The organism is Pseudomonas sp. HLS-6 (assembly GCF_002753995.1).
Classification (GTDB): Bacteria; Pseudomonadota; Gammaproteobacteria; order Pseudomonadales; family Pseudomonadaceae; genus Aquipseudomonas; species Aquipseudomonas defluvii.
Genome location: NZ_CP024478.1, coordinates 37,442 through 51,029, shown reverse-complemented (window position 1 = coordinate 51,029; position 13,588 = coordinate 37,442). Strand labels below are relative to the sequence as shown.

Genomic DNA, 13,588 nt, shown 5'->3' with positions numbered 1-13,588 from the left:
ATGCATGCCAACCTCAAGTAGCAGAGAGACCAGGGCTCTCAGCGAGTAAACGCCCCCCGCTGCTGCATTTTCGCAGCACCTGACCCGGCGATTTTCAAGGTAGTTGTCGCGTGAGCGTGTCACGCTGCCTTTGATGTTTGCTGCAGTACCGCTTCCCGCTCCGGGTTCAGGCACACGATTGGTGCCAGCACCCAGTTCCTAATGTTGCCGCTCCAGCGCTCCGGGTGCCGTGCACGCGCCGCCTCGTACAGCTCGATACGCTTGCGCAGCAACTCTTCCGCCTGGCCAGTATGTCGCTGCGCCGGGGTCACAAACTTCAGGGCGCTGTGGCGATGTTCATGGTTGTACCAGGCCACGAAGCTGTTCACCCAGTTCCTGGCCTGCTCCAGCGTGTCGAAGGGCCGCTCCGGCCACAGCGGGCAGTACTTCGCCGTGCGGAACAAGGCCTCGGCATAGGCGTTGTCATTGCTCACCCGCGGGCGGCTGAACGAGGGCATCACACCCAGGTTCTGCATGGCCGCCAGCATGGTCGAGCCCTTCATAGCGCTGCCGTTGTCCGAGTGCAGTACCAGCGGCTGGCCTGCTCGCTGTTCACGTAGGCAGGCCAGGCGTAGCAGCTGGGCGGCCTGCTCGGCGCTTTCACTTTCATGCACCTCGTTGGCCACCAGCTTCCGGCTGTAGACGTCCTTGATCATGTACCAGTAGAAGTAACGGCCCTTGACCGTGGTCGGCAGCCAGGTGATGTCCCAGCACCACAGCTGGTTCGGGCCGTCGGCCACATGGGTCGTCAGCGCTCGTTTCACCGGTGGGCGGCTACGGCCGCGCGGATGCTGCTGTTCGGCGTCCTTCAGCAACCGGTAAAAGGTCGACTCCGAGGCCAGCCAGGTGCCCTGATCGGCCAGCCGCGCCACGATCTGCTGCGGCGGCAGGCTGGCAAACTCGGGCTGATTGGCAACCTCCAGCACGCGGCGGCGCTCTTGCGGGGTCAGCTTGTTGGCCGGCTCAGCTCGCTGTGCCGAAGGACGCCGATCCTCCGGGCAGTGCTGCCAGCGCTGCAGGCTGCGCAGCGACAGGCCCAGTTCGGCGCAGGCCTGCGCCCGCCGCGCTCCCGCCGCCACGGCGTCCTCGATCAACTGCAGCGTTTCACGGCGATCCGGGGCGCTGATCATTCGTCCTCGTCCTTCCCCCAGAGCGCCTCGGCTTTTTTTCGCAACACCAGCAGAGCCGCGGTTTCTGCCAGCGCCGCATCCTTGCGCCGTAGTTCACGCTCCAGCTGCTTGATGCGCTTCTTCGCGGCCTTTTCCTCTTCGCGTTCGCGCCGGGTCTTGCTCGGCTGAGCCAGGCTGTTGGCCTGCTCGCAGGCTTCGCGCCAGGCGTTGATCTGCTCGACATACAGGCCTTTGCGCCGGCAGTACTCCGCCAGCTCAGCCGCATTGAGGCTGGCGCTTTCCAGCACCACCCGAAACTTGTCCTGGCTCGACCACTGGTCGGCCTGCTGTCCATCTCCCGGCACCACTGCTCCCGCTGCTCTGGCCTGTTTGCGCCAAGCATACAGGGTGGCATCAGTAATGCCTGTCGCTTCCACCAGCTCCGGCACCGTCCGGTTCAAGGGCGGCATCATCTGCCGCACCACCCACTCCCGATGCTCTATCGAATAACGCGCCACACGGCTCTCACGTCCGCCCACCGACCAAGACTCATCGAATCAACTCACACGACAACTATCCTGACGCGGCGGGGACCTCAAAAATGCAAACCCTCCCTGGCAGGCGTGCTGAGGGAATTTGATTTCCGAACGCACACAAAAAAGGCCAATTCAGAGAATTGGCCTTTTACGTCACTATTCACGAGATTAGCAGATCATCTGCTTTGTACTCACTGGCAACCGGCAGACGTTGAGGAGGGGAGTTTCATCACCACAAGCGTTTGCAGCCATGAGAGTATTTGTTCTTCCCAAGAACGCCACACAGGAGAGTGTATGACGGATAACACTTACAGCTTCAGCTTGGGTGCTGACGCCGAGGCCATGGCGGTAGTGCGCCAAGGTCTGGAACACTTCAATGTGGGGCAGATTGGCCCCTATACCTATGCGGATTTCCAGCTCTATGCCCGCGATAGCAGCGGCCAGGTCGTTGGCGGTCTATTCGGCCACAGTGGGATGGGCTGGCTCTACATCGACTATTTTTGGTTGAACGACACCCTGCGCAGCCACGGCCTGGGCAGCAACTTGTTGAAGCGGGCAGAAGAAGAAGCACGACGCCGGGGCTGCAAGGGCGTTTTTCTTTATACCTACAGCTTCCAAGCACCTGACTTCTATCAGAAGCAGGGCTATCAGGTGATGGGCGTGCTGGAAGACTGCCCACCTGGACACCAGCGTTACTACCTGAAGAAGCAACTGAAGGACTGAGGAAACGCTGAAGAAGACGAGCCAGATCCGGTGAGATGCGCTGATCCAGTCGCACTCGTTTTCCAATGAAGCGGATGACTGTGTGAGTAAAAAAGCCCGCTTGCGCGGGCTTTTTCAGCTAACCGACCTAGCTCCAAAGAGTGAGCTTGGCCGGTCATTTTTTGTGGGACCGGCGATTTTCAAGGTAGTTGTCGCGTGAGCGTGTCACGCTGCCTTTGATGTTTGCTGCAGTACCGCTTCCCGCTCCGGGTTCAGGCACACGATTGGTGCCAGCACCCAGTTCCTAATGTTGCCGCTCCAGCGCTCCGGGTGCCGTGCACGCGCCGCCTCGTACAGCTCGATACGCTTGCGCAGCAACTCTTCCGCCTGGCCAGTATGTCGCTGCGCCGGGGTCACAAACTTCAGGGCGCTGTGGCGATGTTCATGGTTGTACCAGGCCACGAAGCTGTTCACCCAGTTCCTGGCCTGCTCCAGCGTGTCGAAGGGCCGCTCCGGCCACAGCGGGCAGTACTTCGCCGTGCGGAACAAGGCCTCGGCATAGGCGTTGTCATTGCTCACCCGCGGGCGGCTGAACGAGGGCATCACACCCAGGTTCTGCATGGCCGCCAGCATGGTCGAGCCCTTCATAGCGCTGCCGTTGTCCGAGTGCAGTACCAGCGGCTGGCCTGCTCGCTGTTCACGTAGGCAGGCCAGGCGTAGCAGCTGGGCGGCCTGCTCGGCGCTTTCACTTTCATGCACCTCGTTGGCCACCAGCTTCCGGCTGTAGACGTCCTTGATCATGTACCAGTAGAAGTAACGGCCCTTGACCGTGGTCGGCAGCCAGGTGATGTCCCAGCACCACAGCTGGTTCGGGCCGTCGGCCACATGGGTCGTCAGCGCTCGTTTCACCGGTGGGCGGCTACGGCCGCGCGGATGCTGCTGTTCGGCGTCCTTCAGCAACCGGTAAAAGGTCGACTCCGAGGCCAGCCAGGTGCCCTGATCGGCCAGCCGCGCCACGATCTGCTGCGGCGGCAGGCTGGCAAACTCGGGCTGATTGGCAACCTCCAGCACGCGGCGGCGCTCTTGCGGGGTCAGCTTGTTGGCCGGCTCAGCTCGCTGTGCCGAAGGACGCCGATCCTCCGGGCAGTGCTGCCAGCGCTGCAGGCTGCGCAGCGACAGGCCCAGTTCGGCGCAGGCCTGCGCCCGCCGCGCTCCCGCCGCCACGGCGTCCTCGATCAACTGCAGCGTTTCACGGCGATCCGGGGCGCTGATCATTCGTCCTCGTCCTTCCCCCAGAGCGCCTCGGCTTTTTTTCGCAACACCAGCAGAGCCGCGGTTTCTGCCAGCGCCGCATCCTTGCGCCGTAGTTCACGCTCCAGCTGCTTGATGCGCTTCTTCGCGGCCTTTTCCTCTTCGCGTTCGCGCCGGGTCTTGCTCGGCTGAGCCAGGCTGTTGGCCTGCTCGCAGGCTTCGCGCCAGGCGTTGATCTGCTCGACATACAGGCCTTTGCGCCGGCAGTACTCCGCCAGCTCAGCCGCATTGAGGCTGGCGCTTTCCAGCACCACCCGAAACTTGTCCTGGCTCGACCACTGGTCGGCCTGCTGTCCATCTCCCGGCACCACTGCTCCCGCTGCTCTGGCCTGTTTGCGCCAAGCATACAGGGTGGCATCAGTAATGCCTGTCGCTTCCACCAGCTCCGGCACCGTCCGGTTCAAGGGCGGCATCATCTGCCGCACCACCCACTCCCGATGCTCTATCGAATAACGCGCCACACGGCTCTCACGTCCGCCCACCGACCAAGACTCATCGAATCAACTCACACGACAACTATCCTGACGCGGCGGGGGACCATACACCGGTTCTGAGAGCCTACAGTGTAGGTTCACAAAATAGGTGATAGGCCAGACCCCGTGAAATTGGAATCTTCGCCATTTTTTTTGTGAAATGAAGGGGTGCTTTTCACAGAAAAGCCGAGAAATCCCTACTCACCAATCACAAAAGTTGATTGGCCTGGAAAGGGCCGTTTACGACCGACGCGTGACTTTTCGGTAAGGGATGAGGAGTAGTCGCAGCGATCCTTTAGCTCCTAGTCTGGCGACCTTGGGTTCAGAATCCGACTGGCAATGCCCGCCGTCACTACTTCAGAGGAACCAGCTTCCTCTGCTGCCAAAATTGCGGGGGGCTCATGCTGGTACCCAGGCCCGACAAATGCGCAGTTGCAGCCCTCAATTGCAAGGCTATCCAAAGCGGCACGCGTGTCAATCAAGATCTGATGCATGACGATGGCCGGCCTCACGGAGGTGAAACCGGAGATTCAGATTGACTAAACCGACCCCGTAGACACCAACCTCCACGAAGGCCGCTATCGACCCAAAGCTGTCCTTCAAGAAAGGCAGCTAACGGCGAGAAGCGGTCATTTTGTATCTACAGGTTTCGGGGCGATTCACTCGTCTGATGCTCAGGAGCACCAGGATGGGCGTCAAGGAGGTGGTCATCTTGAGGTGGACTATGCTGACCAGTTGCTCTCAAATCTAATCGTGAGGTCCTCCATGGCAAACCCCAATCTGCTGGCTCTATTCAGAGATGAAGTCCTTCTGACCGGGCCTGAAAGCTCCCTTCCAAGCAACCTATCTCAGTTCTGGCTTGAGGAGCTCCAGAGTCATCTGGAGAGGTATTTCGACGGTTTGAACTCGGATTCAGATGCAGAAGAGAAGGATCTCGACATCTCTCTCCCACTCGCAGCGATCATCCACATCTTGTTCGCGAAGAATGGTGGGGAGGAGATATCCGAGAGCTCTGAAAAGCTGTACGAGTATTTCCAAGACTACCGGCTCGAACTGGCCCTTGAAGAGATCACGCGAAAGACTCATGTGGCTGCCGAGGCTGCAACCATTGAGACCATCTTCACCAACCGAGATGTCCTGGTGGAACAAGGCCCCCTTCTTCAATAGGTACCTCCACCGATGCCATCGCCGGCGGGCACGCTCCGAGGCATTGATGGAATGCATTTTGACGGCTGCCGAGATCAGCGAATGAAAGAAATTGCTGCGCCGATGTTCGATCTAATCGCTTTGTCGCTTCCACGAGGGTTGGGGTTTGGGGACAGCCCGCCAGTAGGGGCATGGCTTAGTGAGGACGGAATTTCTTGTGCCGCTCTAACCCGAAATATCCATTCCGGCAGCTTCGGAATTGTCACCTTGCGGCGTCGTGTCGATAGCGTGTGGGTGCTCCTCAGCCATAGTGAGCGCACCACTGGCGAGTCTGAAGCCCGCGCCTCAATCAGCCATTTTCTCTATACCCAAGCCCATCCGCTTCCACTCCCTTCAGGTGAACGACGACGTGCTCCTCTAAGCAGAATGGGTAAGCGCACACCAAGCGTGGTGTTCAAATCACTATTTGATCCAAGCCGCCGTATTGGGGCGTGGGCGCTGAATCAACTGTATCTCGCACTGCCATCCCCAGACAGAAATTGGGTTCCCGATTGCCAGACTGAGAATTTTCACACCCGCCTCTGGGAAGCCCACCTATTAGCGATTTTTCGTGAACAGGGACTCTTGGTCACCCAGCCTAAAGAATCACCCGATTTTCACATCGAGAATAGGCTGGGAGATGAGGCCTGGGTTGAAGCAGTGACAGCCAACCCGGAAGAGCGGTATGAGCATTTTGGCGCCTCGCCGGTCCCCCCCACCCGCTGACCGACATGAGCGTTTCTTAGGAGCGGCTGCAGAAAGGTTTGCGAGGACCATCCAAAACAAATTGGACAAGCGTTACGAATCCCTACCGCACGTGGAGGGTAAGCCGCTCATTCTGGCCTTAGCCGATTTCCATGCGCCCAGTTCAATGCTGTGGAGCAGGGAGTCGCTCATCAGCTATCTCTATGGCTTTGCAGTTCACTCATCTGCGCATCGTGGTACGCACCTGATAACTGTGGAGGAAGAGACATCTCTGCTATCAGGGCGCCCCAACGGCCTATTTACGCTAATGGAAAATGCCCATCTTTCAGCGGTCATTTTCACCAATGCCTGCACAGTGCCAAAGCTCAGCCGAGTGCCGATCTCAGGTGGAGCTCATCTAGACGGGTACCGATACTTGCGGTTTGGTGAGTTTTTCGACCGTTCTCCGGGAGCATCACGAGGTATCCCATTTCTGTTGGATGTAGCGTCCAGCGACTACGGTCAGCTCTGGCCGCAATATGGCTACGAGCCGTGGTCTGCTGAAGTGGAGGTATTCCATAACCCTATGGCACTATACCCGGTGCCTAATGAGTTGATACCAGAAGTCACCCACTGGAGAGAAGTAAACGGAAGAGTCGAGTGCGAATCTTTCTTTGATGTATCCATACTCCGATCCAGAACACTCGTCCTCAGTGCAAACGCTAAGGTTCCGTCACTCGATGAGTTGCTGACAGCAGCCAGTCCTCCAGAGCTCTGACGGCGGCGGGGTGGCCGCATCGTTGCCACGCAGGTAGATGAGAATTTCTCAGCAAGCTACCCAGCCAGGGGAAGGACATGAGATCCCCTGCGCAATTCAGGACCGTTGAAGCGTCACCTCTCTTCGGGTAAAAGCATGACCGTCATACAACGCTACAACAGCGTCATACCCGAGAGCATAGGAAGAAAAATGTCGATCCAAGGACTAAAACGATACTTTGGAAACAAGATTCACGCAGTGATAATGATGGCCCCGCTTAAGCGGGAAATGATACGCCTCGGCATATGCACCCTTATGGCGATTATTCTGAATATCATCTTGTATACCGGCGTTGAAGTAGACGGCACCATCAAGCCGTGGGCAGAAACCCCGATAAAACTGTTTGCATCGTCGATGTTATTCGCCTTCATGATCAAGGCTTTTCTGCCAGTTCTCGGCTGGACGATACTGAAAGCAATGCTGTTGAGTGCGAACAATGCCTTCAGCGGCATACTGAGTTTTTTGGGCAATCAGTTCACAGGCGTCATGTACTGTACCGGAATTATTATGGGTTCTATCACGATTAAATTGTATATGGTTTCCGGGGTTTTAGACTCTGAGTTTGCTTATCTGTCCGCAATCGTATTTGCTTCCGGGGTTTTATATTTCTATGTGCTGCAATGCGCCATTCAAAAAACAATGAGTCCGGCCCTGCGTACACCAGCAGTACCGCGTTAAACCACTAGGCTGTGACTATTCATCTCTGGTGCTCAGTAGGCGCTCGCTCTGCTGAACCCTCACCCATACACAACCATTAATGGACTGGCCCGCCTTCGACTTTATGAAGAAGGCGAGCGAGCACGTGACTGATTGCGCATGTATTCCGAGATGAGACTTTCGAAATTGATGTCCGCCTCCTCAACGAGAATATTGACGTGACAGTACAGCTCTTCAGGACCTCTGAGATAATTGAAAATCCTTGATCTAACGATGCCGCAAACCCCTTCTTTGACCGCCGTAGAGGGGAGGTTGATAACATCGCCAACGCACGGGATAAGAGCTAGGCCATGGTCGCTGTTGAAGACAATGTCAGCTGGACAGGCATCAATGCTGGCATCGGATTGTCCTTGCGAAACCTGCTGATAATCAATGCTATACCTCATGTACAGCCTACCTCATTTGTTGAGTGAGGAATCAGCGCCGCGGATCGTAAACAGAAACCTCAAGTTCGCAAGCGACGGGAGCATGTAGCGGATTTTCGGTACTAGAGAGCTTGGCAACTATCGTTTTTCAAGCACATACCCTACGCCCCGAAGCGTATGTATCAGTTTGGTCTCGAAAGGGTCATCTATCTTGGCTCTGAGTCTTCGAATCGACACCTCTACAACGTTTGTGTCGCAGTCAAAATTCATATCCCAAACCTGCGAAATAATTTGGGTGCGGCTCAGCACCACACCGGTATTACGCATCAGGTAATGCAGTAACGCGAATTCTTTCGTGGTCAGGTCAATGCGCTGACCGTCCCTGAATGCCCTGTGCCGGCTCTGATCAAGCTCCAGGTCAGCGACGCGAATGACCTCTACGGATGCAGGGTGATCTGACCTGCGCATCAAGGCGCGAACCCGGGCCAGCAGCTCAGGGAACTCAAATGGCTTGATCAGGTAGTCATCTGCTCCGTTCTCCAGCCCCCGGACCTTATCCGCCAGCCGGCTTCTCGCCGTCAGCATCATGATACGGGAAGGGCAGTTTTTACGACGCAACAACTCAAGGACCTGCCAACCGTCCATCTCTGGCAGATTTATATCCAGGATAATCAGCTCATATTCGTGCTGCTTAGCCAAGAATAATCCATCTGACCCGGTGTGGACGCAATCTACGACATAGCCACATTCCGTCAGACCTTGACGCACATACTCCGCAGTTTTTACTTCATCCTCAATTACCAGAATTCGCATGGGATTTTGTCTCGATATCACTGAGCAATTAACCGCGCACGCGCGCCGGCATTATTGAAAGGGATGGTAAATCAAAATGAGCGTGCCGGGGCTCAAATGACGGATTTGTAATTTCTAGGTAATACAGTTGATAGTCTGGCGGTATATCTTGTCGCGGTTTGGGTTTGACAGTTGCGGGCCCTCTCTCCAGCAGGTGATTTGACCTTATGAAGTATTGGGTTATTTTCTTCTTTGTGCTGGCTTCGTTCCGCTCAGATGACGGCGAGGTCGCTCACATTGAAGAGACTGGTCATTGGTGTAGTCATGAACTTCACCGGCATGCGATGCGTACAATCGAACGCCTACTTGAATTTTAGGCAAAAAAAGGCGCCCAATGGGCGCCAAATATCCACCTTTTACCAAAGGAGCACTTAAGCCACTCAAGGTGAATTCGTAATGCTCGTTTTACTAATAGGACCAGTTAATGAATAACTGGTCCAGTTAGCGAATTACAGAATCGAAAGCGGGTACTCAATGATCACACGGGTTTCATCCAGATCCGATTCGAATGCAGTGGCACGTGTGGTTGCCTGGCGCAACCGGAAGGACAGATCTTTTGCTGGACCGGTTTGGACAACGTATTTGACTTCGACGTCACGCTCCCAACGCTTCTGATTGTCGAGCGGGTTGCCGTTGTCATCAGTGCGCATGTAGAACTGGTTAGCGTTCGAGTAATCCGCGCCCGAGCCTCTGGCGTAGCGGGTCATGAACGTCAGGCCTGGAATGCCGTAGCTGGTGAAGTTCAGGTCATAGCGCAGCATCCAGGAACGCTCTTTCGGCGAGTTGAAGTCGCTGTACTGGATGGAGTTGTCGACGAAAATCGAGTCCGACTGACGCAGGTAGTCAAAATCGTCGTCGCCGTTGTTGCGCTGGTGCGACAGGGCTAGGGTATGGGCACCGTAACGCACGCCGACCTTGGCACTCCAGATGTTGTTGTCGAATTCACCCAGGCGCTTCTTACCTTCATCTACGGCTTTGTAGTAGTTGAAGCCACCGATCAGCGCCAGATCGTCGCTCAGCGGGTAAACCACGCTGGTGCCGGCGTAGTACTGATTCCAGACGTCTTTCAGCTGGCTGGCGTAGACGCTCACAGTCCAGTTGTCGTTGATCGAGTAGTCACCGCCACCGTAACCGATCCATGGCGAGTTGACCGGGCCGCCGTAGAACGTCACGAAGTTGTCGTTCAGGTTGCTTGAGACCGGCTGGCTCATCGCATGCAGACGACCACCCTGCAGGGTGAGGCCTTGGATGCTGGTGTTCTCAACGGTCACGCCGCGGAAGCTTTCTGGCAGCAGGCGAGAGTCGCCGGATGCAACGACCGGAGTCGATGGGAAAACATCACCTACTTTCACGATGGTATCGAACAAGCGGACTTTGGCTGCGCCGCCGACCTTGGTGTATTCGTCGCGAGCTTCGCCCTTGTTATCAACGGGTAGCACGTCGAAGGAGCTACGGCCGCCGTTGCGCCCATCACCGGTGTCGAGCTTGAGGCCGATCATGGCGAAGGCATCAACGCCAAAGCCAACGGTTCCCTGGGTAAACCCAGAGTTGAATTTGCTGATGATCGCGTGCGCCCAGGCTTCGGAGTAGCCGTTGGTGTTGCCCTTGCCACTGTTATAAGTGGGGGCAGTGCTGTCGCGGTTATCACGGTTGAAGTAGAAGTTACGGTTCAGCACTGTAAGGCTGCTGCCTTCAATGAAGCCTTCTGGCTTGTCTTCTGCCTGTGCCGAAATAGCATAGCTTCCAGACAGCGCAGAAACTGCCGCCAAATACAGTGGTACTTTGATTTTCATCCGATGCTCCTTTGATTCACGGCAGTTTTTATTATGTTTACCGGCGCGGGTGTCGTTAATTGTTCTGACCAGGCGGCGCGCCTAGCGTAGCGCGAGCTCATATTTGCAGGCCGAAGATAACGGGGGGGTGATAGGAAAATTACAATTTCGTCATCTACCTGTTGTTCGGGCCTTCGCACCGCGTGTTTGCCATCTCCGTTGCTTGTAACGAAATCATCGTGTCGGGTTTGGTTTCCCAGTATTTTCGGGCATTACAGGACATTCTTACGGAATTGTAATTTTCTAGCCACCCCTCTGATAGCTACCGCTCATTAGAGTGCCATCACCTAATCAAGTGGGGCTTGGCAGCTGTTTCGGCGTTCTCGCCAAGCTTTATCGAAGTTTGTGCACGAGGACCATCAAAGTGCCCCGGTATAACCGCAATGTCTTACCCAAGACCCCCGTCTCGCCCTGGAAGATCGCTGCACTCTGTGCAGTCATCTCTGGGTTGATGGCGCCTGCAGCCCTTGCCCAAAGCATCAGCTTGCCCCAGGCGCTTTCGACGGCCATGGATGCCAACCCAGACCTGGCCGCGGCCAGGCAAGAAATTGGGATCGCTGATGGTGCTCGCAAGCAGGCCGGGCTTATCCCCAACCCCACAATCTCGTATGACGTGGAAGACACCCGTCGTAACACCAGCCAGACGACTGTCTCTCTCAGCCAGACCCTTGAGCTGGGCGGTAAGCGGGGGGCTCGTGTTGACGTCGCCACATACGGGCAGACCGCCGCACAGCTTGAGTTAGACCGTCGCGTTAACGGCCTGCGTGCAGATGTCGTCCAAGCCTTTTACGCCGCGTTGCGGGCCCAGACAGGTCTCGACCTGGCCAAGCAATCTCTCGAACTGACTGAGCGCGGTCTTCGCATCGTCGATGGCCGTGTTCGCGCAGGTAAGTCGTCCCCAGTGGAGGCGACCCGCGCTCAAGTGCAACTGGCCGAAGCCCAGCTGCAAGTTCGACGTGCAGAAACGGAAAAAGCGACCGCTTACCAACAGCTCGCTCAAATTACCGGGAGCTCAGTCACCGTGTTTGATCGACTCGAATCGCCAACCCTCTCCCCGGGCTTGCCACCTCGCACTGAAGATCTGCTGGCTAAGCTCGACCAAACAGCAGAAATGCGTCAGGCCGTGGTGCAGATAGACAAGAGCGATGCCTCGCTCGGCTCAGAGAAAGCTCAGCGTATCCCGAACCTTACTGTCAGTGTAGGTAGCCAGTACGACCGCTCTGTGCGCGAGCGGGTCAACACTGTGGGCCTGTCTATGCCTTTGCCGCTGTTCGATCGTAACCAGGGCAACATTCTTTCCGCTTCTCGTCGTGCAGATCAGGCCCGGGACCAGCGCAATGCTGTTGAGCTGCGCCTGCGCACCGAAACCCAAACCGCGTTGAACCAATGGTCCACCGCCATGCAGGAGGTCGAGTCCTACGACAAGACCATTCTGCCTTCAGCCCAACAAGCCGTAGAGACCGCAACCCGCGGCTTCGAGATGGGCAAATTCGGTTTCATCGAAGTGCTGGATGCCCAGCGCACCTTGATCGTCGCTCGTGGCCAATACCTCGAATCGTTGGCAGCGGCGACCAATGCGCGTGCGCAGGTGGAAAGGGTTTATGGCGAAGTCGGCTCAACCGCCGGCACTCGCTGAACGGGCCAAACATTTTCTTCGGCACACAGCCTTGAACAAGCCGGTGCCTACGATCAGCAGGAGTAGCAATGGATAACAAACGCAAGATCGCCCTCGCGGTAGCCGCTGTGGCAGCCCTCGGATTTGGCAGCCTTGCCTGGAACAACAGTTCCGGACAGCAGGCCGCCAGTACTGCCGAGCATGGCGCTAACGATGGCCATGGCGACGAAAAGAAAGCCGCATCTGCCGCCAAAGAGGAAGGTGATGAGGGCCATGGTGAAGAAGGCCACAGCGAAGAGGGCGGTGAAGAAGAGGGCAAGCTGACGCTCAGCGCTGAACAGATCAAGGCCGCTGGTGTTGCCCTGGAAGCTGCAGCGCCTCGTGACCTCGGTACCGTCGTGAGCTTCCCTGGCGAAATTCGCTTCGACGAAGATCGTACTGCCCACGTGGTTCCTCGTGTTCCTGGCGTTGTTGAGGCTGTCCAGGCCAACCTGGGCGAGACGGTCAAGAAAGGGCAAGTCCTCGCGGTAATCGCCAGCCAGCAGATCTCTGACCTGCGCAGCGAACAACAGGCCGCACAGCGTCGCGTCGAACTGGCGCGTGTGACCTTCGAACGTGAGAAGCAACTGTGGCAGGACAAGATCTCTGCAGAGCAAGACTACCTCCAAGCACGCCAAGCGCTGCAAGAAGCGGAGATCTCCTTGGCCAACGCCAAGCAGAAGGTCGGCGCAATCGGTGCCTCGGTTAACTCCGTTGGCGGTAATCGTTACGAGCTCCGCGCTCCCTTCGACGCCGTGGTAGTGGAGAAACACCTGACCGTCGGCGAAGTCGTCAGCGAGGCGACCAACGCCTTCATCCTTTCCGACCTGAATCAGGTCTGGGCGACCTTCGCAGTTCCGCCGACAGATCTGGGCAAGGTCACGACTGGCCGTGCAGTGAAAGTCTCTTCGCCTGACATGAACGTCGAGGTCGAAGGGAAGGTGGGTTATGTCGGCAGCCTGCTGGGCGAGCAAAACCGTGCAGCTACTGTCCGCGTCACCTTGACCAACCCCAACGGCGCCTGGCGTCCAGGCCTGTTCGTAAACATTGCGGTCACCTCCCAGACCGATCGAGTTGCCGTAGCGGTCCCTGAGCACGCTGTGCAGACCGTTGAAGACAAACCTTCGGTATTCGTACGCACCCCAGATGGCTTTGACACCCGCCCGGTAAAACTGGGTCGCCGCGACAATGGGTACGTGGAAATCATCGACGGTATTGAAGCCGGCGCCCAGGTAGCAACCAGTGGCAGCTTCACACTCAAGTCCGAGCTCGGCAAAGCTTCTGCCGAACACGGTCACTGATGCGAACTGAC

The 13,588-nt window shown here is 56.9% G+C and carries 11 protein-coding genes; 6 read left to right on the top strand and 5 right to left on the bottom strand.

Features of this window, described 5'->3' with window-relative positions:
• Positions 1-119: 119 nt before the first annotated feature.
• A protein-coding gene (locus CS390_RS00210) for an IS3 family transposase (protein ID WP_256587615.1) occupies positions 120-1,666 on the bottom strand; the annotation gives its coding sequence in 2 pieces (ribosomal slippage) (positions 120-1,180 and positions 1,180-1,666; 1,548 coding nt in all).
• 312 nt (positions 1,667-1,978) lie between these two features.
• Between CS390_RS00210 and CS390_RS00205 the strand changes: the two genes are divergently transcribed.
• Entirely contained in the window at positions 1,979-2,407 is a 429-nt protein-coding gene (locus CS390_RS00205; protein ID WP_099773212.1) for a GNAT family N-acetyltransferase, read from the top strand.
• Between the two features lie 204 nt (positions 2,408-2,611).
• Here CS390_RS00205 and CS390_RS00200 read toward each other — a convergent pair.
• Positions 2,612-4,158, bottom strand: a protein-coding gene (locus CS390_RS00200; protein ID WP_256587615.1) for an IS3 family transposase whose coding sequence is annotated in 2 segments (ribosomal slippage) — positions 2,612-3,672 and positions 3,672-4,158 — 1,548 coding nt in all. Because the reading frame shifts where the segments join, the coding sequence is not laid out codon by codon here.
• Positions 4,159-4,935: 777 nt separating this feature from the next.
• Here CS390_RS00200 and CS390_RS00195 point away from each other — a divergent pair.
• The 3 genes from CS390_RS00195 to CS390_RS00185 all read left to right on the top strand — a co-directional run bounded on the left by CS390_RS00195 (position 4,936) and on the right by CS390_RS00185 (position 7,534).
• On the top strand, positions 4,936-5,337 hold the full coding sequence (locus CS390_RS00195; protein ID WP_012269857.1) for a hypothetical protein: 402 nt from the start codon (positions 4,936-4,938) through the stop codon (positions 5,335-5,337).
• An 81-nt stretch (positions 5,338-5,418) separates the two neighbouring features.
• Positions 5,419-6,081 (top strand): hypothetical protein, encoded by a 663-nt coding sequence (locus CS390_RS25195; RefSeq protein ID WP_226342902.1) that lies wholly within the window; start codon positions 5,419-5,421, stop codon positions 6,079-6,081.
• Positions 6,082-7,006: 925 nt separating this feature from the next.
• Entirely contained in the window at positions 7,007-7,534 is a 528-nt protein-coding gene (locus CS390_RS00185; RefSeq protein WP_012269855.1) for a hypothetical protein, read from the top strand.
• A 101-nt stretch (positions 7,535-7,635) separates the two neighbouring features.
• On the opposite strand, the gene CS390_RS00180 is transcribed toward CS390_RS00185, so the two are convergent.
• The 3 genes from CS390_RS00180 to CS390_RS00170 form a co-directional block, all read right to left on the bottom strand.
• Entirely contained in the window at positions 7,636-7,959 is a 324-nt protein-coding gene (locus tag CS390_RS00180) for a hypothetical protein (protein ID WP_010951457.1), read from the bottom strand.
• Between the two features lie 117 nt (positions 7,960-8,076).
• Positions 8,077-8,751 carry a heavy metal response regulator transcription factor gene (locus tag CS390_RS00175; protein ID WP_003253420.1) on the bottom strand — a complete coding sequence of 225 codons (675 nt, stop codon included), beginning with the start codon at positions 8,749-8,751 and terminating at the stop codon, positions 8,077-8,079.
• A 488-nt stretch (positions 8,752-9,239) separates the two neighbouring features.
• A complete protein-coding gene (locus CS390_RS00170) occupies positions 9,240-10,583 on the bottom strand; it encodes an OprD family porin (protein WP_003253422.1) in 1,344 nt (447 codons plus the stop codon).
• A gap of 403 nt (positions 10,584-10,986) precedes the next feature.
• Here CS390_RS00170 and CS390_RS00165 point away from each other — a divergent pair, with 403 nt between their 5' ends.
• Positions 10,987-12,258 carry a TolC family protein gene (locus CS390_RS00165; protein ID WP_010951456.1) on the top strand — a complete coding sequence of 424 codons (1,272 nt, stop codon included), beginning with the start codon at positions 10,987-10,989 and terminating at the stop codon, positions 12,256-12,258.
• Positions 12,259-12,326: 68 nt separating this feature from the next.
• On the top strand, positions 12,327-13,577 hold the full coding sequence (locus tag CS390_RS00160) for an efflux RND transporter periplasmic adaptor subunit (protein WP_010951455.1): 1,251 nt from the start codon (positions 12,327-12,329) through the stop codon (positions 13,575-13,577).
• Positions 13,578-13,588: the final 11 nt, after the last annotated feature.

Bases quoted from the DNA above. Each gene is read 5' to 3' on its own strand.
- CS390_RS00205 (WP_099773212.1), top strand. From the start codon at position 1,979: ATGACGGATAACACTTACAGCTTCAGCTTGGGTGCTGACGCCGAGGCC.
- CS390_RS00195 (WP_012269857.1), top strand. From the start codon at position 4,936: ATGGCAAACCCCAATCTGCTGGCTCTATTCAGAGATGAAGTCCTTCTG.
- CS390_RS25195 (WP_226342902.1), top strand. From the start codon at position 5,419: ATGAAAGAAATTGCTGCGCCGATGTTCGATCTAATCGCTTTGTCGCTT.
- CS390_RS00185 (WP_012269855.1), top strand. From the start codon at position 7,007: ATGTCGATCCAAGGACTAAAACGATACTTTGGAAACAAGATTCACGCA.
- CS390_RS00180 (WP_010951457.1), bottom strand. From the start codon at position 7,959: ATGAGGTATAGCATTGATTATCAGCAGGTTTCGCAAGGACAATCCGAT.
- CS390_RS00175 (WP_003253420.1), bottom strand. From the start codon at position 8,751: ATGCGAATTCTGGTAATTGAGGATGAAGTAAAAACTGCGGAGTATGTG.
- CS390_RS00170 (WP_003253422.1), bottom strand. From the start codon at position 10,583: ATGAAAATCAAAGTACCACTGTATTTGGCGGCAGTTTCTGCGCTGTCT.
- CS390_RS00160 (WP_010951455.1), top strand. From the start codon at position 12,327: ATGGATAACAAACGCAAGATCGCCCTCGCGGTAGCCGCTGTGGCAGCC.